General features: G+C 68.4%; 14 protein-coding genes. 6 read left to right on the top strand and 8 right to left on the bottom strand.

Going from position 1 to position 20,104, the window contains the following annotated elements; translation table 11 throughout:
• The first annotated feature begins 42 nt into the window (after positions 1-42).
• Positions 43-1,527 carry a CoA transferase gene (locus tag L0966_RS09025; RefSeq protein ID WP_234051559.1) on the top strand — a complete coding sequence of 495 codons (1,485 nt, stop codon included), beginning with the start codon at positions 43-45 and terminating at the stop codon, positions 1,525-1,527.
• Positions 1,528-2,205: 678 nt separating this feature from the next.
• On the opposite strand, the gene L0966_RS09020 is transcribed toward L0966_RS09025, so the two are convergent.
• Both L0966_RS09020 and L0966_RS09015 read right to left on the bottom strand, forming a co-directional pair.
• Positions 2,206-3,039 carry a molybdenum storage protein subunit alpha gene (locus tag L0966_RS09020; protein WP_234051558.1) on the bottom strand — a complete coding sequence of 278 codons (834 nt, stop codon included), beginning with the start codon at positions 3,037-3,039 and terminating at the stop codon, positions 2,206-2,208.
• Between the two features lie 11 nt (positions 3,040-3,050).
• On the bottom strand, positions 3,051-3,863 hold the full coding sequence (locus L0966_RS09015; RefSeq protein ID WP_234051557.1) for a uridine kinase: 813 nt from the start codon (positions 3,861-3,863) through the stop codon (positions 3,051-3,053).
• Positions 3,864-4,290: 427 nt separating this feature from the next.
• Here L0966_RS09015 and L0966_RS09010 point away from each other — a divergent pair, with 427 nt between their 5' ends.
• Positions 4,291-4,800: a MarR family winged helix-turn-helix transcriptional regulator gene (locus L0966_RS09010; RefSeq protein WP_234051556.1), complete on the top strand. Its 510-nt coding sequence runs from the start codon at positions 4,291-4,293 to the stop codon at positions 4,798-4,800.
• Positions 4,801-4,851: 51 nt separating this feature from the next.
• On the opposite strand, the gene L0966_RS09005 is transcribed toward L0966_RS09010, so the two are convergent.
• A complete protein-coding gene (locus tag L0966_RS09005; protein ID WP_234051555.1) occupies positions 4,852-6,474 on the bottom strand; it encodes a gamma-glutamyltransferase family protein in 1,623 nt (540 codons plus the stop codon).
• 31 nt (positions 6,475-6,505) lie between these two features.
• Positions 6,506-7,210 (bottom strand): TetR/AcrR family transcriptional regulator, encoded by a 705-nt coding sequence (locus L0966_RS09000; RefSeq protein WP_234051554.1) that lies wholly within the window; start codon positions 7,208-7,210, stop codon positions 6,506-6,508.
• A gap of 146 nt (positions 7,211-7,356) precedes the next feature.
• Here L0966_RS09000 and L0966_RS08995 point away from each other — a divergent pair, with 146 nt between their 5' ends.
• On the top strand, positions 7,357-8,586 hold the full coding sequence (locus L0966_RS08995; protein WP_234051553.1) for an amidase: 1,230 nt from the start codon (positions 7,357-7,359) through the stop codon (positions 8,584-8,586).
• 77 nt (positions 8,587-8,663) lie between these two features.
• On the opposite strand, the gene L0966_RS08990 is transcribed toward L0966_RS08995, so the two are convergent.
• Positions 8,664-9,740: a 3-hydroxyacyl-CoA dehydrogenase NAD-binding domain-containing protein gene (locus L0966_RS08990; RefSeq protein WP_234051552.1), complete on the bottom strand. Its 1,077-nt coding sequence runs from the start codon at positions 9,738-9,740 to the stop codon at positions 8,664-8,666.
• A 222-nt stretch (positions 9,741-9,962) separates the two neighbouring features.
• Between L0966_RS08990 and L0966_RS08985 the strand changes: the two genes are divergently transcribed.
• Together L0966_RS08985 and L0966_RS08980 are read left to right on the top strand one after the other, a co-directional pair.
• Positions 9,963-10,961 (top strand): DUF4105 domain-containing protein, encoded by a 999-nt coding sequence (locus L0966_RS08985; RefSeq protein WP_234051551.1) that lies wholly within the window; start codon positions 9,963-9,965, stop codon positions 10,959-10,961.
• 80 nt (positions 10,962-11,041) lie between these two features.
• On the top strand, positions 11,042-12,064 hold the full coding sequence (locus L0966_RS08980) for a hypothetical protein (RefSeq protein WP_234051550.1): 1,023 nt from the start codon (positions 11,042-11,044) through the stop codon (positions 12,062-12,064).
• A gap of 236 nt (positions 12,065-12,300) precedes the next feature.
• Here the strand turns inward: L0966_RS08980 and L0966_RS08975 are convergent, their stop codons facing one another.
• The 3 genes from L0966_RS08975 to L0966_RS08965 form a co-directional block, all read right to left on the bottom strand.
• Complete coding sequence (locus tag L0966_RS08975; RefSeq protein ID WP_234051549.1) at positions 12,301-12,807, bottom strand: acetone carboxylase subunit gamma; 507 nt, start codon at positions 12,805-12,807, stop codon at positions 12,301-12,303.
• Between the two features lie 80 nt (positions 12,808-12,887).
• Entirely contained in the window at positions 12,888-15,218 is a 2,331-nt protein-coding gene (locus tag L0966_RS08970) for a hydantoinase B/oxoprolinase family protein (protein WP_234051548.1), read from the bottom strand.
• 95 nt (positions 15,219-15,313) lie between these two features.
• Positions 15,314-17,467, bottom strand: coding sequence for a hydantoinase/oxoprolinase family protein (locus tag L0966_RS08965; protein ID WP_234051547.1), 2,154 nt, complete (start codon positions 17,465-17,467; stop codon positions 15,314-15,316).
• Between the two features lie 432 nt (positions 17,468-17,899).
• Between L0966_RS08965 and L0966_RS08960 the strand changes: the two genes are divergently transcribed.
• Complete coding sequence (locus L0966_RS08960; protein ID WP_234051546.1) at positions 17,900-19,879, top strand: sigma-54-dependent Fis family transcriptional regulator; 1,980 nt, start codon at positions 17,900-17,902, stop codon at positions 19,877-19,879.
• Positions 19,880-20,104: the final 225 nt, after the last annotated feature.

The raw sequence follows: 20,104 nt of genomic DNA, 5'->3' as shown, positions 1-20,104 counted from the left end.
CCATCTGGTCGCGCCCGTCCTCGAAAAGGTAATCAGGACCCAATGACCAAGATCAATCCGCAAGCCCTCAACACGTTCCGCGAGCTGATGGAGATCCGCTCCGGCCCCGCTTTGTCCGCCGACGAGGTGACCCTCACCGGCCGCGATCCGTTCTACGCCACGCCGTTCCGCATCGGCGAGGTGACGGCGGCGGTGCTCGCCGCCCGTGGGGTCGCGGCCAATGACCTCTGGGAGCTGCGCACCGGACGCCGCCAGGCCATTGCCGTGGACGCCCGCGCCGCGGCGGCCACCTCCCTTTCCGGCGGCGAGGAAACCCTGCTGAAGGGCGAGGACGGCCAATACCGCTCCATTCCCGCTTCCGCCGCCATGAAGCACATGGTGGCGCTCACCCAGCCCTGGGCCACGGCCGACGGCGGCTGGCTCCTGCCGCACACCAATCTGCCCCATCTCGAACGCCGGGTGCTGCACGTGCTCGCCTGCAACAGCACTGTGCAGGATGTGGCCACGGCGGTGGGGCGGTGGGGCGCCGATCAGCTGGAGGAGGCCCTTGCCGCCGCCGGCGCCTGCGGCGGCAAGGTGCGCACTCCCGAGGAATGGCTGTCCCATCCCCACGGCGCCTATCTCGCCGCGCGGCCAGTTGTCGAAATCACCAAGGTGGCAGACAGCGCACCGGAACCGCTGCCGGCGGGCGGCGATGCGCCCTTGGCGGGGCTGCGCGTGCTCGATCTCACCCGCATCCTCGCCGGCCCGACCGCCGGGCTCAGCCTGGTGGAGCATGGCGCCGAGGTGCTCATGGTGACGGCGCCGGAACTGCCGCAGGTGCCCGCCTTCGTGCGCGACACCAGCCATGGCAAGCGCAGCGCCTTCCTGAATTTCACCCGACCCAAGGAGGCGGCCCGCCTGCGCGAGCTCGCGCGCACCGCCGACGTGTTCATTGACGGTTATCGGCCCGGCCGCTTGGCCGCCCATGGCTTCGGCTTTGAACAGCTCATGGCGCTGCGGCCGGGATTGATCCATGTTTCGGTGAACTGCTTCGGCTCCGGCGGTCCGTTTGCCGATCGGGCCGGATGGGACCAGGTGGCGCAGGCCGTCACGGGGATCTGCCACACCCAGGGCACGCTGAGCGGAGCCGGGCGGCCGGAGCTGACGCCGGTCTTCATGTGCGATTTCATCACCGGCTTCCTCGGCGCCTACGGGGCCATGCTGGCCCTTGCCCGCCGCGCCCGCGAAGGGGGCAGCTACCGGGTGCAGGTGTCCTTGTGCCAGTCGGCCATGCTGCTCCAGCGCGAAGGGCTGGTGGCCGACTTCGCCGACGCCTCCGGCCACCTGTCGCCGCAAGAGTTCGAAGCCCTTTCGGTGCGCGTCGACGGCACCAGCTATGGTGATCTGAAGACGCTCGGCCCGGTGCTGCGGATGTCGGAAACACCCTGCGGCTGGCCCCGCGCGACGCCCCGCCTCGGCAGTGATCGTCCCGAATGGCCGCACTGCGACGGGCCGATCCTCAGGACCGCACAGGCCATGCGCTAAGGCCTGTCGACCTTCCGTGCGTGTGGCGCGGCTTATCTCACACCACCACCGTGTTCCTCATGGCGCGGCTCCCTCTCCCGCTTGCGGGGGAGGGCTGGGGCAAAAGGTTGGGCCGGGGCCCCGGCAGCGACGCGCTGGGCAGCGCCGTGGAAATCTCAAAAGTCTGCAATCTCCCGCCTCTGCGTCACCGAGGCGGTTGTGGCGCAGGCACTCCGAGCCCAGGCGGTCCTGCCCGCGCCCTCACCCTTCCCGCGAGTGGGAGAGGGGATGAGCCCCCGGCAAACCGCGCCTCTGAAATGTCGATCGACCCTATGTGTTCAGGCCTGAGGCGCAGCGGCTGGAGCCGGGGGCGCTGGTGCTAGCGGGATGGCTAGAATGCAGCCCGCGCGGTGATCCAGGCGTGTGGTGGTGCGGCTCCATTCCCGGAGGTTGGCGAAGAGGTTCTCCCCTGCATGGCGCGGAGGCGTCCTGTCGCCCGGATGGGAGGGAACGTGACGCACTGAGCCCTGCCGCCCGCGTGGGAGAGGGCGAGAGGGGGCGATGTCACCCAAGGCGTTTGCGCGGTGTCGGTGGATCGGCGGCTTGGGCGCCGTCACCGTTCCAGAACGCAGCATGCCGCGCCCGCGCATCAGGCGGGTGCGGCATGCTCGGCAAGGCCGGCCGGTCAGGCCCGGCAGCTCACGCCCGGCGCGCGCCGGTGTGGATGATGGTGCCCACGTGCTCGCCGCGCAGGGCGGCGGTGAGGCGGCCGGGAACGAGACCGTTCACCACCTGCACCCGGTCGATGCGGCGGGCATTGCCCATGATGTCCAGCAATGCGCGATCGAAGGGCAGGGTGCCGGTGGCCTTCGAGAGCTCGGCGGAAGTGGTCTCCGAGATCAGGTGGGCCTTGTCGGCGTCCGGGCCCTTGGGGTCGGCGGTGTACACGCCGTCCACGTCCTCGACGATGGTGAGCCCTGCCGCGCCGAGGGCATCGGCGAGCAGGAACGCACCGGAGTCAGCCCGATGGGTCGGGATGCGCGAGCTCGGGAACTCGTAGTGGTGGTAGGGCGGGAAGGCGCTGCCCACCACGGCGCGGGCCGCGGCCAGATGGATCGGCAGCTGGCTGGCGATGGTGGGGTGCTCCACATAGGAGACGCCATCGGGCGCGAGCAGCGCGGCCAGGATATGGCCATTCTGCCCCGCCTCGCTCGCCGCCAGCGGCGACAGCGAGCCCACCGGCAGGCCGAGGTCGAGGCCGATGGTGTAGAGGTGGCGGGCGCGGATGCCGGCGCCGGTGAGGATCAGCAGGCGGTGCTCCGGCAGCAGCTTGCGCAGCTCATCGACGATGGGAAGGATCGCCTCCGGACCGCGGTCCATGATGGAGCGGCCGCCGATTTTCACCACCTGCAGCCAGGGCAGGAGGCTGATGGGGCGCACATCCGCCACCGGATGAACCAGCTGGCCGTCGAGAAGGGTCTGGGTCGCGAGCGGCGAGGCGACGTGCTTGATGCTGTTGTTGAGTTCGCTCATGGCCTGGCTCCTCAGCTCGCGGTGATGATGGTGCCGACGTGCTCGCCGGCCAGGGCGCGGGTGAGGTTTCCGGGCACGAGGCCGTTCACCACCTGCACCTGCTTGATGTGACGGGCCTGCTTCAGCAGATCCAGCACCGGGAACTCGAGGATGGAGTCGTGCAGGCCGCGCGCCTTCATCTCGTCGACCGAGATCTTGGGAATGAAGGTGGCATCCTTGGAGGTCTTCGGATTGGCCGTGAACAGGCCGTCCTCGTCTTTCACATAGATCATCGCCTTGCAGCCGAACTGCTCGGCGAGCAGGAAGCAGCCCGCGTCGGTGCGGTAGGGCGGGATGACGCCTTCCGCCGAGGGGCGGATCCACAGCGAATAGGGGGGCATGCCGCTGAAGATCACGGCATTCACCTCTTCGATGGCCAGCGGCACGGCCGACATGCCGGCCCCGCTCACGGAGGAGATGCCATACTTGGCCATCAGCTGGCCGAGCATCTCGGCATTCTGGTTCGCGACCGAGGAGCCGAGCTGCGCCAGGACGCCGGCCGGCAGGTTGAGCTCGGCGGCGATGGAATAGAGGTGGCGGGCGCGGGTGCCGGCGCCGGTGCCGATCAGCATCTTGTGCTGCTTGCGGGCGGCGACGATCTCGTCGACCAGCGGATAGACGGCTGCGCGGCCGCGATCCATCACGCTCTGGCCGCCGATCTTGATCACGGTCGCGTCCGGGAGAATGCGATAGTCCGAAGCGGTTTCGGCAGCCGCCAGGAGCTGGGCGTCGGTGAGCGAGCGCTCCATGAGAAGCGTCTCGAGCTCGCTTGTCGTGTTGGCCATGTGATGCCTTTCACTGCTGGGTTCTATTTATCTTCTTTGTTGGGTCAGCTGGATACCGACCGGCCCTGTGTCCGGCAATATGCGGGAACGGTGCATCTTTTACCGCAGCCGGAAAATAAGACGGGAAACGCAAGAGAAGCGCGCGTTCCACCGGTGGCGCGGAAGCTGTATCCGTCGACTCACAGGATCGTGACCCTGGGGCGTGGGGTCCGCGGGTCCCTCCCGCCAGGGTTTTCAAGGGTTTTTCACGGCGTCAGGTCGGCTGTCGTGGGCGCGCCGCCGTGGCGGGGATGACGCGTGGTCCGCGTCCTTCGGCATTGCGGCGCGGGCGCGATCCTGGCAAGTCCTGTCGAGGCATGCTGTCACGGCGTTCCGGCGTGGCGCGGGAAAGGGGGCCGGCGCGGTCCGCAGGTGGGGAGGAGACGAGATGGCACCGTCCAGGAAGAAGGAGGCAGGTCCTTCACCCGCAGAGGTTGCGCCCGAGGCGGCGTGGCCCCTGTTCGACCGGCCGGGTTTCCTGGCCCGGCGCGTGCACCAGATCCATGTCAGCCTGTTCGCCGAGCTGTGCGCGCCATTCGGGGTGACGCCAGTTCAGTATTCCCTGCTGTCGGCCCTGGCCGATCGCGAGGCGGCGGACCAGACCACCCTGTCGCGCCTGGTCGCCCTCGATCGCACCACCACCACCGGGGCGCTGAAGCGGCTGGAGGCGCGCGGGCTGGTGCTGCGCGGCACCTCGCCGACCGATCGCCGCTCGCAGAGCTGCTCGCTCACGCAGGAAGGGCGCGCTTTGCTGGAGCAGATGGAGGCGGCAGCCCGCCAGGCCCATGCCGCCACCGTGGAGATGCTGAGCCCCGAGGAGACGCGCCAGCTCATCGGCGCCATGAAGAAGATCGTCGCCGCCCACGCCGCTCGTCAGGTGAAATTCGAGCTTGGCTGATCTCGGGCGGGGACTGCGGTCCCGCCCGAGGCCCGTGGCCGTCGCGGGGGGCTAGAACGCCGCCGCCGCGCCGTCGCGGCGGGGGTCACTGGCGGCCGCATAGCCTTCCACCGCCGGATCGCCCATGCGCCAGATGAACTGGCCGGCGCCGAAGTCGTGGTAGGGGTCGGCGTTCACCGTCAGCTTGTGCCCGCGCGCGGCCAGCTCGTCGCGGGTGGCCTGGGGCATGGCGGCTTCCATGTCGAGGGCGAGGCCGGCATTGAAGCGCCAGCGCGGCGCGTCGCAGGCCGCCTGCGGATTCTGGCCGAAATCGAGCATCCGCACCAGGGTCTGCACATGGCCCTGGGGCTGCATGTTGGCCCCCACCACGCCGAAGCTCATCACCGGCGCGCCATTCTTGGTGAGGAAGGCGGGGATGATGGTGTGGAACGGCCGCTTGCCCGGCGCCACCGCATTGGGGCTCGCCGGGTCGAGGGAGAAGCCGTGGCCCCGGTTCTGCAGCGAGAGGCCCCATTCGGGCAGCACCACGCCGGAGCCGAAACCGTTGAAATTGCTCTGGATGAAGCTCACCATCATGCCGCTGGCGTCGGCCGCCGTGAGGTAGATGGTGCCGCCCTTCACGGGATTGCCCGGCGCGAAGGGCTGGGCGCGCTTCATGTCGATGAGGCGGGCGCGGGACTGGAGGTAAGCGGGGTCCAGCATGTCGTCCGCCGACACGCGCATGTGCGTGGGGTCGGCCACATGGTGGTAGACATCCGCGAAGGCCAGCTTGATGGCCTCGATCATCAGGTGATGGGCGTCCGCGCCATCGGGGTCGAGGCTGGCGATGTCGAAATGGGAGAGCATGCCCAGCGCCATCAGCGCTGTGATGCCCTGGCCGTTCGGCGGGATCTCGTGCAGCGTGTGGCCGCGATAGTTCTGGGCGATGGGCGTGACCCATTCCGGCGCGTAGGCCGCAAGATCGGCTGCGGTGATGGCGGCGCCCGCGGCCTTGGCGGCGGCCCCGAGGGCCTCGGCGATCTCGCCGCGATAGAAGGCCTCGCCCTTGGTGTTGGCGATGGCCGTGAGGGCGCGCGCGGCCCCTGGCATGCGGAACAGCTCGCCGGCGCGCGGCGCGCGCCCCGCCGGCAGCAGGGTTTCCGCGAAGCCCGGCTGGCGCACGAGGTCCGCCAGCGCCGTCGCCATTTCCCATTTGACCGCATCAATGGGGGGAACCAGATAGCCGCGCTCGGCAATCTCGATGGCGGGTTCCAGCAGGTCCGCGAAGGGCAGGCGCCCGTAGCGTTCCGACAGCGCCACCCAGCCACCCACCGCGCCGGGAACGGTCACCGCGTCCCATCCGCGCTGGGGTGGGCGCTTGGCATCGGCGCCGTAGCGGGCGCGGAAATAGTCGATGCTCCAGCCCTGCGGCGCGCGGCCAGAGGCGTTGAGGCCCTGCAGCTTCTGGCCATCCCACAGAATGCAGAAGGCATCCGAGCCGAGGCCGTTATTGCACGGCTCCAGCACCGTCATGGCGGCCGCCGCAGCGATGGCGGCATCCACCGCATTGCCGCCCTTCCACATCATGCGCAGGCCCGCCTGCGAGGCCAGCGGGTGGGAGGCGGACACCACATTGTTGCCGAACAGCGGCAGGCGGCGGGAGGCGTAACCGGCGGTCCAGTCGAAACGGGTCATCTCAGCTCCGGGCGGGTTGAAGGGGAGGGGCTCACGGCTGGCGCACGCGCGGCGCGGCGGCCGGCGCGGGAGCTGTGAGATAGCGCAGCACCACCTCCACCACCTGGGCGCGGCGGCGGGCCAGCCAGTCCGGGTCCGAAAGATCGAAACCGAACAGGGCGGAGAGGGTGTCGCGCTGGGCGACATGGGTGATGGAGAGCGACAGGATGGTGAGGTAGAGCTCCGCCGCCGCCGGATGGGTGGTGAACACCCCCTCGCGGACCCCGCGCGCCACCAGCTGCCCGATGGCGTCCAGCAGCGGCTGAACCGAGCTCGCAAGCTGGGGCAACTGGCGGGCGAAGGGGGCGCCGGCCATGTTCTCGTTGCGGATGATGGCGACGAAATCGGGCGTGTCGCGCAGATAGTCGAAGGTGAATTCCACCAGCCGCCGCACCCCCTCCAGCGGCGGCAGCGCGGCGAGGTCGAGGCCCTGCTCCAGCCCGCGCAGATGGGCGTAGGTGGCCTCCAGCGCGGCGCGGTAGAGCCCCTCCTTGTCGCCGAAATACCGGTAGATCATCTGCACATTGGTGTCCGCCGCGCGGGCGATGCGCTCCACCCGTGCGCCGGCAAAGCCCTCACGCGCGAAGGCGGCGCGGGCGGCGGCCAGGATGCGCGCGCGGGTCGCAGCCGCATCGCGCTTGCGGGCGGGCGGGGCGGGGCGCGCCTCCGTCATCTCGGCGGCAGGGGGCAGGGACACGCTTCGGGCTTTCGTCGCGAACGGGAAAAGGCTCTCTCGACATATATACAAAAATTTACTTACATGTCATCCGCCATCGCGCCACCTTTGTCGCGGTGGCGGCCGCCCAGCGGCGGCCCGCCGTTCCTCCTGCCCCAGGTTTTGCCATGTCCGGTTTCCGTTCCCCCGTCAGCCTTCCTTTGCCCCCCGCCTGGGTTCTGCAGGCGGAGAGGGTCGGGGCCTTCCTGCCCGGGCCGCGGATGGAGATCGCCGGGGCGGCGGAGGGGCCGCTTTCGGGCCTCGTCTTCGCGGTGAAGGACGTGCTGGACGTGGCCGGCGTGGTCACCGGCAACGGCCATCCCGATTGGGCCCGCACCCATGAGCCGGCCCGCGCCCATGCGGCGGCGGTGGCCCGTGCCCTCGCGGCCGGCGCAACCATGGTGGGCAAGACTATTTCCGATGAGCTCGCTTATTCGCTCACCGGCGAAAATGTGCATTACGGCACGCCGCTCAACAGCGCCGCGCCGCAGCGGGTGCCGGGCGGCTCGTCCAGCGGCTCGGCGGCGGCCGTGGCGGCGGGCCTGGTGGATTTCGCCTTGGGCTCGGATTGCGGCGGCTCGGTGCGGGTGCCGTCCAGCTATTGCGGAATCATGGGCATGCGGCCCACCCATGGGGCCGTTCCGGCGACGGGTATCGCCCCGTTCGCGCCCAGCTTTGATTGCGTGGGCTGGTTCGCGCGGGATCCGCAGGTGTTCGCGGCGGTGGGCGCGGTGCTGCTGGACGCCCAAGCGCCGGCGCCGCGGCCTTCCCGCCTGCTGCTGGCCACCGATGCCTTCGCCATGGTGGACGATGCGGTGCGTGCCGCGCTCGCCCCCGCCGTGGCGCGGGTGGAAGCGGCGGTGGCCCCGGCCGAAAGCGTGGTGCTGGCGCCCGAGGGGCTCGCCGGCTGGTCGGCCGCGTTCCGGGCGCTGCAGGCGGCGGAGATTTGGCAGAGCGTGGGCGGCTGGATCGAGGCGGTGCGGCCCCAGTTCGGCCCGGGCGTGGCCGAGCGCTTCGCCGCCGCCGCGGTTCTCAACCCCGCCGAGGTGGAGGCGGCCCGCCCCGTGCGCGAGGCGGTGATCGGGCGCACCAGCGCCCTGCTCGCTGAAGGTACCGTCCTGGTCCTGCCCACCACGCCGCGCTGCGCGCCGCTGAAGGGCTCGGCCGCCGCCGATACGGAGGTGACCTATCGCCACCTGGCCATGAACCTGCTGTGCACGGCGGGGCTCGCCGGCCTGCCGCAGGTTTCCCTGCCGTTGGCTGAGGTGGATGGCGCGCCCATCGGCCTCTCGCTCGTGGGGCGGCGCGGCAGCGACATGGAACTGGTGGAACTGGCCGCCGCCATCTGCGCCGGCTAAGGCGAGCGGGGCGCGCGGAAAGCCCGCGCCCCGCCGGGTGGCCCCCCATGGGAACGGGTCCCATGGGGGAAGAAGGATCAGCGCTCGGCGGAGGGGTCGCCCTCGATGTCCTCGGCGGGCGTCTGGCGGGTCACCGAAACCGGGTCGCTGCCGGGGAAGGTTTCCTCCAGGGCTTCGTCCAGGCGCTTGTCGGCGGCCGCCGCCTCGGCGCCGGCGCTGGAAGCTGCGCGCATGGTAATGATGCCGGTGAGCAGGTTGTCACGCCACTGCGCCAGCTCGGTCATGGAGCGGCCGTCGGCCTCGGCGTTCACGCCTTCCACCAGCTTCTTCTGCAGCGCCTCGGTCATGTCGGGGGTGCCGAGGTCGGCCCACCAGCTTTCCACCGCCGGCAGCAGATGCTCCATGAAGTGGGCGAGGCCACCCTGGCCGCCGCCCAGGTTGAAGGTCATGTGCGGGCCCATGAGCGCCCAGCGCAGGCCCGGCCCCTCGCTCACCGCGGCATCGATATCGGCCACCGAGGCCACGCCCTCCTGCACCAGATAGATGGCCTCGCGCCACAGGGCCGCCTGCAGGCGATTGGCCACATGGCCCGTGACTTCCTTGTGGATCTCGATGGGGTGCTTGCCGATGGCCTTGTAGAAGGCCATGGCGGCGTCGATGGCCTCGCGGCTGGCCTTCTTGCCGCCCACCACCTCCACCAGGGGGATCAGGTGGGGCGGGTTGAAGGGATGGCCGATGACGCAGCGCTCGGGGAAGCGGCAGCCTTCAGAGAAGCGGGTGACCAGCAGGCCCGACGAGGAGGAGGCGATCACCACTTCCTTGGGGAGCACGGCATCGATGAGGGGCAGGAGCTTGCGCTTCACCTCATAGCGCTCGGGCGCGTTCTCCTGGACGAAATCGACACCCTCCACCGCCTTCACCGGGTCGGGCTCGAAGCGCCAGACCTTGGGGTCGCCCTTGGCGGTGCCGAGGGCCTGAAGCACCGGCCAGGCGCGGTCGATGAGCTGCTGGGTGTGCTCTTGCGCGCCGGGGGCGGGGTCGCTCACCACCACCTCGAGGCCGTGCGCCAGGAAATGCGCCGCCCAACTCGCACCGATGGTGCCCGCACCAATGACGGCGACGCGACGGACGGGGGTGTGGACGGCTTGCGACATGGCAACACTCCTTGCACGCTGTTGAATGGGCCGATGGAAGGGGCCCAACGGGACCGCGCCCCGCGGGGCGCGTCAAGGCCGGGTCTACGCCAGGACGCGCCCGGCGTCGATGGCCCCTGAAGAGGTAGCGCGCGGCGCCCCGCATGCCGGATGCGCCCACTCTTCCCCGCCCGCCTTCGTGATAAGAGGGCGTGGTTGTATAGCGGCGGAATGCGGGACGGAATGGGCGAGGCGAGGGGGCAGATGCGGGGGGCGTGGCGAGCCGCGGGGCGGCTTCTCGCCTGCGGGCTGGTGGCGCTGGCGGCGTTGCTGCTCGGCGCGTGGACGGCCACGGCCCTGTGGTATCAGGCCGGAATGGGGTGGCGCGCGCCGCTGATGGGGCTGGCGCTGCTCGCCGCCTTGGCCCTTGTTCCGCTGAGTTTTCTGCGGCCGGGCCGGGCGCTGGCGGCGCTGCTGCTGGCGCTGGTGGCGGTGGGGCTGTGGTGGTCTTCCATCGCTCCGTCCAACCATCGCGACTGGGACCCCGACGTGGCGCGCGGCGTGACCGCGGATGTCGAAGGCAGCCGCGTAACCTTGCACAATGTCCGTGATTTCCAGTGGCGCACGGAAAATGACGCCGCGCCGCGCTGGCAAACGCTCACTTTCGATCTGGACCAGCTCGACCGTGTGGATGTCTATTCTTCCGTCTGGGCAAGCCCCGCCATCGCCCACACCTTGGTGGGCTTCGGCTTTTCCGATGGGCAATATGTGGTGTTCTCGGCCGAGATCCGCCGCGAGCGGGGCGAGAAGTTCTCGGAAATCGGTGGCTTCTTCAAGCAGTTCGAGCTGGTGCTGATCGCCGCGACGCCGGGCGACATCATCCATCTGCGCACCGATGCGCGTGGCGAGCGCGTCTCCCGCTATCCCCTGAGGTTGACGCCGGCCCAGATGCGGGCTGCCTTTCTCATCTTCGCGAACAAGGGGAACATGCTGGCGGATCATCCGCAATTCTACCAGACCATCACCACCAACTGCACCACGGTGGTGTTTCAACTGGCGCGGCTGGTGGAGCCGGGCATGCCCTTCGACTGGCGCATCCTCGCCTCGGGCTATCTGCCCGGCTATCTCTACGATCACCGCCTGATCGCCACCGACACCCCGCTGGCGGAGGTGGAGCGCAAGGCCGTGCTGGCGCCCGGCGCCACCCCATGGAACGCGATCGCGCCCGCCACCCGCCATTGACAGGGCATGGCGCATCCCCTGGTATGGTCTTCAACTACCATCCAGGCCAGAGGCAGGCCCCGGTTTGCGAGGACGCGGACATGCGCTTTTCCCCTCTCCACGCGGCCCGTCTGGTTTTGGCCGCCTTGTCTATGGCGGCCGGCCTTGCTGTGTGCACGGTGCCGGCGCGGGCGCAGGCGGCCTTGCCGCTCTTCAACAAAGAGGGGCACGCCATCATCGCCAATCTGGTGGATATCGAGGTGGCGGGCGGCCCGCCGGCCCGGGTGACCTTCGATACCGGCTCCACGGGCCTGCGCATCCTGGAAAGCCATGTGGGGCCGAATGTGCGCCGGACCGACCAGCCGGTGCGCGAGGTCTATGGCGACGGGACCGAGCTCCAGGGCTATCTGGGCTATGCGCAGGTGGCCTTCCGCACCATTGGCGCCCCGACCTTGCGCACCGTCGGCGAAGTGCCGGTCCATGTGGTGACGCAGATCACCTGCTTGGAGGCCAAGCCCCATTGTCCGGGGCTGGTGAAGGATACGGTGGGGGTGATGGGGGTGCGTTTCGACAGGAAGGGAGCGGGCATGCTCAGCCCGTTGCGCTTCCTGCCCGGCGCGCTGGGCAACGGCTTCGTGGTGGATGTGGCGCGCGAGGATCCGCGGGTGCTGATCGGGCTGGACGATCAAGCCATGCGCGGCTTTCGCTTCGCCCGCCTGCGCCCCGCCGATCCCGCCGCTACGGAAGATGGGAAGCTGCCGCTCTGGATCGCGGACAGCATCCAGGCCTGCTTCTCGGTGGAGGGAGGCGCACCCGCCTGCGGGCCGGTGATCTTCGACACCGGCGGCAGCGCCATGGACATCAATCTGGACGCCATTTCCCCCGAGCTCCTGGAGGGCGATTTCGTGCGTGCCGGTGCGCGGGTCGACATGGAGGTGCCGGACACCTTCCGCCTTGGCTTCCACTCGGAAGGGCACCATGACGTGCGCATCCGCCCCGGGCACGGCTCCAATTCCGGCGAGCGCTTCTTCCGCCACTATGTGGTGGCCTTTGATGGGGAAAATGGCCGCATCGGCTTCCTGCCGCGCTCTCCGGAAGGGGCGGCGGCGTGGGAGCGGCGCTGAAACGCCACTCCCTTGGGCGCGCGGCGGGGCAGGCCGGTTCGCGCTCTGGAGCCCATCCCGCTCGCCCCCGCTCGCGGAACCTGCTCCATGGAGCCTTCAGGCACCGCAGGCGTCTGAAGGCGGGGGGCGTTGACACGTCCTCGTGACATGAACCGGGTTCATCGTTCCCGAAAACGCTCACGTCTTGCCCCCGGCCGATCACCGGGGGCCGACAGGGATCGCGCAGGCCCGCGGCCTCAGCCGTCCACCCGCTCAGGCACCGGCAGGCCGAGCCATTCGGAATAGAAGGCGTCGATGTCCGGCTCGAAGTCGCGGATCACCGGATACCAGGGCGTGGGGGCCTCCACGTCGTGGAGGGTGCCGCATTCGCCGCAGAAATATTCGCGAATCACCTGCCAGGTAGGCGTCGGCGCCATGAGGCGGGGATAGATCTCCTCCATCTTCTGCGGCGTGTCACGCACGTGAATACGGGCGTGGAGCTTCCAATTGTCCTGCCAGCCGCAGAAATCATGGCCACACTCGCAACGCACGGTCCATTTCTTGGAAACCTTCTGCTGCACGATGTAGAGCTTGGGGCCCAGGGGCAGGATGATCTTGTCATCCCACGGCACGCGCTCCTGCAAAATTTCCACATAAGTGGCGAAGCGATCCGGATCCTTGGGGGTGGAGAGCATCTGGTGCAGGGTATCGGGATCGATCTTGCCTTCCACCAGGTCTTCGATCTTGGCGCGGGTATAGGCCATCTGAGTGTTCCTCCCATTGATCTTGAACTTTGAGAAAAAGGTGGGCGGCAGCGGGGACGGGCCGCCGCCCAGTTGGAGGGTCACTCCTCCACGAGCTGCACGGTGTGCACGTCCGGCAGTTCGGAAAGGTCCATGGAGTAGCGCGAGCCATAGGTGGGCACGCCGATCTCTTCCTCCGGCAGGGTCCAGCTCTCAGGCAGGGTCCAGAAGCTGCGGAAGTGCTGCTCGAACTTCGGCCCCAGCTTGAAGGAGGCGGAGAACATCTGCCGCACCTGGGTGGAGGCGTCCTTGGCCAGGATCTTCTCGCGCTCGCCCTTCATCCATTCGGTGGTCGGCACCGACTTGGCGATGCGGTCCTTGCGCATCTGCGCGCGGGCCGCCTCGGTGGCGGGCAGGTCCGCCACATAGAGGCCATCGGCCCCCTTCTTCACCACCACGCCATAGACATCGCCGGCGAGGCGCTCGAGCACGTAGCCGCCATTGATGTCGTCGGCCACGCTCGCCGGCTCGCGATCCAGCGGGTCGCCGAAGCCGGGACCGCCGCGCATGGTGTTGAGATAAAGGTCGTAGTCCGCGAACATCTCCTCGGTGGTGATGGCCTGCTTGTCGCGCTTGATCTGCGCCTTGGGCAGCATGGCATCCCAGGTGGGGTTCTCGGGGTCCACGTCGCCGCCCAGCGGAATGTCGGCGCCGGAGGCGATCAGCTCCTTCAGGTCCGTCTTGTGGGCGGCGAAGCGATAGCCGGAGGCGGCGGGGTAGCCGCCCATCAGCCCCCAATCGGAGGAGATGTGGCCGTTGCCCATGAAGAACATGGTCCAGTCCTTGGCGTTCCAGACCATGCGCAGGCTCTCGAAGCCGCAGCCGCCGCGATACTTGCCGGAGCCGCCCGAGGACGCCTTGATCTGCCGCCCGAGATAGACCAGCGGCTCGGCCAGCTCCCAGATCTCCATGTCGCCCATGTCGCCTTCCGGGTTCCAGATGGCGGCGGCGTGGGAAAGGCCGTCCTGCACCGCGGTGGCGCCGGTGCCGTTGGCCGCGCACTCGAACGAGTTCACGGCATGGATCTCGTCATACTGGTTGAAGCCGCCGCCCTGGAGCCAGTTTGAAGTATTGGCGTTGCCGGCGTTGACCTCCTCCAGATAGCCGCGGCCGAAATAGGAGCGCGAGAGCCCGCGCCACAGGGCCGTCCAGGCCGAGACCAGGAAGTGCCAGGAATAGGAGAAGGCGACGCGCCGGTCGTCCGGGTTCATCCAGGTGCCCTTGGGCAGGCGGAACTCGGTGCCATAGGCGGCGCCGTCATTGATCATTTCGGAGGGGATGAGGGTTTGCGTCATCATCACCCAGATGCCCGAGGTGAAGCTCACCTGGTGGGCGTTGTAGGTGTGCCAGCCCCACCGGCTCGCGCCCTCGAAATCCAGCCGCCATGTGCCGTCCTTGCGGATGGTCATCTCGCACGGGGCGTGCATGATGGTGTCGAGCTTGGCGAAGTCGGAGGGCACCCGCACGTCCTCATGGGCGTAGGGCACGTCCACGAAGCCCACCTGGCGATAGGTGCCGGGGATGGTCATGGCCTTGATGCGGGCCTGCAGGCCCAGCCGGCCGTGCTCCACCGCCTCATAGGCGAACTTCCAATAAGCCTCGATGCCCTCCTCCGAAATCACCTCTTCCACCAGCTTGCGGATCATGTGGCAGCCGGCGACGCGGGTGCGCTCGTCCAGCATCCAGTAGCGGGTGGTGCGCACCATGCGCTGGCTTTCGTGCAGCCAGTCGCGGAACAGTTCGTCATTGGCGCCGATCTTGCGGCAGGTGACCGAATAGCCGTCGCCGAAGCGCTGCACCTGGCCGGTGGACATGGAGCCCGGACCCACCGAGCCGGTGTCGATGACGTGGGTGACGCCGCCCACCCAGCCGATCAGCTCCCCTTCCCAGAAGATGGGCACGATGGTGTGGATGTCGCAGGGGTGGACGTTGCCGATGAGGGCGTCGTTGTTGCAGAAAATGTCCTTGTCGTTGACGCCTGGATTGGCCTCCCAATTGTTCTCGATCATGTATTTGATGGCCGCACCCATGGTTCCCACATGGATGATGATGCCGGTGGAGGTGAGAATGCTGTCACCCGCCGCATTGTAGAGGGTGAAGCACAGCTCGCCCTCCTGCTCCACGATGGGGGAGGCGGCAATCTTCTTGGCCGTCTCGCGCGCATCCACCACGCCGGCCCGCAGGCGGGAGAACAGCTTGTTGTAGAGGATGGGTTCGGCCTCGCGCAGCTCCAGCTTGGTGAGGCCGGCATAATGGCCCGAGGCCTTGGTGGCCGCCATGAGCCGGTCGCGATGCTCCTTCAGCGTCTCGCCGCCGCGCACGACGCCGCGGGCCGCGCCCTGAAGGCTCTTCTGGTTCACACTGACGTTCATGATCGAATTCCTTGGGTTGTTTCCATCGACGGGTCTTTTCGCGCGCGCCGCGGCTGGCTGACCGCGACGCGCCGTGCCCTCACATTGGCTTGGCCTCACACCTCCTTGAGGTGGAACAGGCGGTGGCCGTCGAGCCAGGTCTCGAAGCCGTCGGGCACCACGAAGGTGGTGGCGTCGGATTCGATGATGGCGGGGCCGGTGACGCGGTTGCCGGGGCGCAGGGCTTCCATCTTGTAGAGCTGCGCATCCACCCACTTCTTCTTGCGATAGAACTTGCGGGTGCCCACCTTTGCTTGCTCCGGCGGGGTCTCGCCTTCCTCAGGCTCCTTGGGAATACGGGGCTTGGGGATGGGAACCGTGCCGCGCATGATGGCGCCGGTCACCGAATAGCCCAGCTCCGGAGAGCGGGCGGAGGCGGCATAGACGCGGCCATAGGTGGCGTTGAAGGCCTCGGTGGCGGCATCCCAGTCGGCGGCGGTGCTGGCGCTGGGAATGGGGCTCTCGATCTCCAGGTCGTTGAGCTGCCCGCGATACTGCATGCGGTAGCCGGGCTGCAGCTTCACCTGGTCGGGCGAGTAGCCGTTCAGCTTGAACTCTTCCAGCACGTTGTGGGTCAGCTCCTCCCACGCCGCCTGCAGCGTCTGCGCGGCCTTCACCTTGTCGGCTTCGGGTGCGTCCGGCGGCATGTTGATGTCGAGGGACTTGTCGTAGCGATACTCGAAATCCGCCGCCGCGCAGCCGAAGGCCGAGAAGCCGGCCGCCCAGGCGGGCACGATCACGTCCTCGAAGCCCAGGCCCTCCGTATAGCCATAGGTGTGCACCGGGCCCGCGCCGCCATAGGAGAAGCACACGAAGCTCGCGGGCGAGTAACCCTTGCCCGAGATCATGGAACGCAGGTAATCGCGAAGATCACTGTCCAGGAGCTCGATGACGCCGGCGGCCGCATCTTCAACGGAGAGGCCCAGGGGATCGGCGATCTGCACCTTGATGGCGTCCACCGCGCGCTGGCGGTCGAGTTTCACGGCGCCGCCCAGGAAGTTGTCCGGGTTGAGATAGCCGAGCACCACGTGGCAGTCGGAGATGGACACCGTCTCGATGCCCGAATCCTTCCAGCACACGCCCACCCGGTAGCCGGCGGAATCCGGGCCGAGCTTGATGGCCTTGGTGTAGGGATCGAGCCGGATGAAGGAGCCCGCGCCCGCGCCCACCGAATCCATGGCCACCAGCGGCAAAGAGAGCACCAGCCGGGCCATGTCCGGATCGTTCTTGATGGTCATCTCGCCCTGGGTGATGAGAGCCACGTCGAACGAGGTGCCGCCGATATCCGAGCAGGCGATGTTCTTGTAGCCCAAGACCTCGCCCAGATATTTCGCGCCGATCACCCCGCCGATGGGACCGGACACGATGGTGCGCGCCAGCTCCTTCGCCTTCCAGGAGATGGTGCCGCCATGGGTCGCCATCACGCGGAAGTCAAACTTGGTGCCGCGCTCCTTGAAGGCGCTGGAGATCTTGTTCAGCGTCTGGCGCGAGGGCTCGGCGGCGTAGCCTTCCAGGATGGTGGTGTTGGTGCGGTGGGTTTCCTTGCGCACCGGATAGTAATCGGCCGAGGCGAAGACCGGGATCGACTTGCCGCTCTTGGCCACTTCCTCGATGACGATGTCGCGCACGCGGCGCTCATTCTTCGGGTTCTTGTAGGAGTGGAGCAGCGAGATGACGATGCCTTCCACATCGTTGGCGATCAGCTCGCGGGCCGCCTTGCGGGCGGTGTCCTCACGCAGGGGGATGACCTCGGTCCCCATCATGTCCGTGCGCTCGGTCACGCCGCGGGTGAGCTGGCGGGGAACCAGCGGCGGGTCGAAGCGGTGGGTGTTGAGGTGGATGCGGTCCTCATAGGCATAGCCGAGATGGCTCTGCACCGCGCGGCCCATGCGGTGGAAGTCCTCCATGCCGCCATTGACGATGAGGCCGCATTTCAGCCCCTTGCGCTGCACCACGCGATTGAGCATGGCGGTGCCGGAATAGACGCCGGTCTGGAGCTGGGCGAGGGCATCGTGCAGCGACATGCCCCAATTGGCGAGGCCGTCCTCGGACGAGGCGATGAGGCCGATGGATTCGTTCTGGGGCGTGGACTGGGCCTTGCCGACGACGAAGTCGCCGCTCGCATCCACGAAGAACGTATCCGTCATGGTGCCGCCGGCATCGATGCCGAGCACCTGGACGTTACGCAGGTTTCCAACGGGCACGTTCACGAGGTGTCCTCCCTGTATCAGGCCGGCCTCGTTCGAGGGCCGGTTCACGGGGGAAGACCTCGCGAAAGACATGCCAGCCGTGCCAGCTGCGGGCAATTGTCCCTTTTTCAATGGTTTGACATGGCAGGTCAGCCTTATTTCCATTTCTGAACTGTCCGAAACTCGGACATCTGTCGTCCGAACATCAGCGATCGGACAGGAAGCACTTGCGAACGGGTCCGAGTGGACTTGTGTTCCCGCCGCTCCTGGGCCTATCCTTCGACCAAAGTCGATCGACGCGCGACGCAAGCCGGGCGGACAGAATTCGACGGTGAAGGGAGAAACCGCCGTCTCAAGGGCGGAGCTGAGGCTCGGGAAACGCCCTCGCTGACGGCCAACGGCTCAAGGTGCCGCGCCGGGACCCGCGCGCCCGAGGCCGGGAGGGCATTGCCGGTGACAGTCAGCACCATCGCCATTACGACGTCCGGCGTTTCGTGCGCGTCCTCCACGCCGACGGCGCAGGAGCTGAAGCGGGCCTGGGAGAGTTTTCATCAGGAAGGGGTGGCCTCGCCCGCCGTGCGGCCGGCGGTCATCGCCTCCTGGCAGCGTTCCCGCGCGCACCGCATCGCCGCCAGCCGGGCCGAGGCGCCCCTGGTGAGCGAGGCTGAGCTGCATCGCCGCCGCCAGCAGAATCTGCGCCTCGTCCATGCCGCCCGCCCCGCTATGGACGAGGCCCGCGCGCTGCTCGCCGACGCCCATTCCATGCTCATCCTCACCGACCCCTCGGGCACCATATTGGAGACCGAGGGCGATGCCCGCGCGGTGGATACCGGCCTTGCGGTGAAGCTCCAGCGGGGCGGGGTGTGGCAGGAGGCGGAAATCGGCACCAACGCCATCGGCACCGCGCTCGCCGCCGGCAAGCCGGTGCAGATCCACGGCGACGAGCATTTCTGTGCGGCGGTGCAGCGCTGGACCTGCGCGGCCGCTCCGGTGCGCCACCCCACCGAGAATAATGTGCTGGGCGCGGTGGATATTTCCGGCTCCACCGACACCTTCAACCCGCAGAACCTCGCCCACGCGGTGGCCCTCGCCCACCAGATCGAGGCGGTGCTGGCCCGGCGCATCGCGCTGGAGCAGGACCTGGTGCTGCGCCACTTCCTCAACAAGCGCTCCTTGTGGCTGAGCGAGGAGGTGATTGCCTTCAGCCGCACCGGCGCGCTCATCTTCTCCACCGACCGGGCGCTGAAGGAGCTGGTGCGCCGCAACGATACGGTGCTGGCCGGTGGCCGCCTGATGCCGGTGCGAGAGAGCGACCCCAGCGAATGGGTGCAGCGCATGGGTGAGCTTCTGCCCGGCGCGAGCCTGGAAATCGTGCGCGAGGAGGGGGAGGAGATTGGCGGCGTGGTGGTGCTGCACGCCCCCCGGCGCCTGCGCACCAGCGGGCGGGAAGCGCCCCATCTGGCTTCGCCGGAGGCGCCCACGGGCTTCGAGGACATCATCGGCGAGAGCCCCACCCTCATTGCCGCCCGTGAGAAGGCGCGGCGTATGGCGGAAAGCGGCGTTCCGGTGCTGCTGGAAGGCGAGACGGGCGTGGGCAAGGAAGTTTTCGCCCGCGCCATCCACGGGGCGCGGCTGCCGTGCGGGCCGTTCGTTCCGGTCAATTGCGGCGGGCTCCCGCGCGATCTCATCGCCAGCGAGCTGTTCGGCTACGAGAAGGGGGCCTTCACCGGCGCCGATGCCGGCGGGCGCGCCGGGAAGGTGGAGGCGGCCAATGGCGGGCTGCTCTGCCTCGACGAGATCGGCGAGATGCCGCTGGAACTGCAATCCTATCTGCTGCGGGTGCTGGAGGATGGCGTTGTGTATCGCGTGGGCGGGCACGCGGCGCGCCGGGTCGAGCTGCGGCTTGTCTCCATGACCAATCGCGACCTTTCGGCGGAGGTGTCGGCCGGGCGCTTCCGGCGCGATCTCTATTACCGCATCGCGGCGCTGCGGCTCGCCATTCCGCCGCTGCGGGAGCGGGGCGACGATATCCTGTTGCTGATGGAGCATTACGCCCGCCGCTCCGCCCTTGCCGCCGGGCGGCCCACGCCCCGCTTTTCCGGCCCGGTGCGCGACGCTCTCAAGGCCCACGCCTGGCCCGGCAATGTGCGCGAACTGCGCAACGTGGCTGACATGCTGGTGGCCATGACCGACCCTACCCGCCCCATCGAGCTGGACGACCTGCCGGCGGACATTCGCGGCCCGGGCGCCGTGCCCGTGGAAGAAGGCAACGATCTCAAGTCGCTGGAGCGCTCGGCCATCCTGGCGGCGGTGGAGGCGAGCGGCGGCAATCTCTCAAAGGCGGCCAAGAGCCTCGGCATCGCCCGCTCCACCCTTTATCTGCGCCTCGCCGCCTGGGAGCGGGACAGCGTCCCGCGCGAGCGACGGCAGTGAGGCACGCGAGTGGGAGCTTTTCCGCCGGCCCAATGCCTTGCGCGGGGAAAGCGGCTTCGCGTTTTCAGCCGCGAACTGTCTCGATTTTCGCAAAAACGCCACTGGGCTTGAACGCCTTTGAGCGAAGTGGCAACCCGCCCGTGTCAAGGAACGCCTGAACCCAATGATTTAGAACGTTTCCTCGATTTCGTGACACCCGGAAATGCTCTAGGCTCCGCGCCACAG

This window comes from Xanthobacter sp. NM-59 (assembly GCF_021401125.1).
In the GTDB taxonomy this organism is placed as follows: Bacteria; Pseudomonadota; Alphaproteobacteria; order Rhizobiales; family Xanthobacteraceae; genus Xanthobacter.
The sequence above is the reverse complement of the archived record's forward strand: the minus strand, read 5'-3'. Positions and strand labels throughout refer to the sequence as shown.

Bases quoted from the DNA above. Each gene is read 5' to 3' on its own strand.
- L0966_RS09025 (WP_234051559.1), top strand. From the start codon at position 43: ATGACCAAGATCAATCCGCAAGCCCTCAACACGTTCCGCGAGCTGATG.
- L0966_RS09020 (WP_234051558.1), bottom strand. From the start codon at position 3,039: ATGAGCGAACTCAACAACAGCATCAAGCACGTCGCCTCGCCGCTCGCG.
- L0966_RS09015 (WP_234051557.1), bottom strand. From the start codon at position 3,863: ATGGCCAACACGACAAGCGAGCTCGAGACGCTTCTCATGGAGCGCTCG.
- L0966_RS09010 (WP_234051556.1), top strand. From the start codon at position 4,291: ATGGCACCGTCCAGGAAGAAGGAGGCAGGTCCTTCACCCGCAGAGGTT.
- L0966_RS09005 (WP_234051555.1), bottom strand. From the start codon at position 6,474: ATGACCCGTTTCGACTGGACCGCCGGTTACGCCTCCCGCCGCCTGCCG.
- L0966_RS08995 (WP_234051553.1), top strand. From the start codon at position 7,357: ATGTCCGGTTTCCGTTCCCCCGTCAGCCTTCCTTTGCCCCCCGCCTGG.
- L0966_RS08990 (WP_234051552.1), bottom strand. From the start codon at position 9,740: ATGTCGCAAGCCGTCCACACCCCCGTCCGTCGCGTCGCCGTCATTGGT.
- L0966_RS08985 (WP_234051551.1), top strand. From the start codon at position 9,963: ATGGGCGAGGCGAGGGGGCAGATGCGGGGGGCGTGGCGAGCCGCGGGG.
- L0966_RS08980 (WP_234051550.1), top strand. From the start codon at position 11,042: ATGCGCTTTTCCCCTCTCCACGCGGCCCGTCTGGTTTTGGCCGCCTTG.
- L0966_RS08975 (WP_234051549.1), bottom strand. From the start codon at position 12,807: ATGGCCTATACCCGCGCCAAGATCGAAGACCTGGTGGAAGGCAAGATC.
- L0966_RS08970 (WP_234051548.1), bottom strand. From the start codon at position 15,218: ATGAACGTCAGTGTGAACCAGAAGAGCCTTCAGGGCGCGGCCCGCGGC.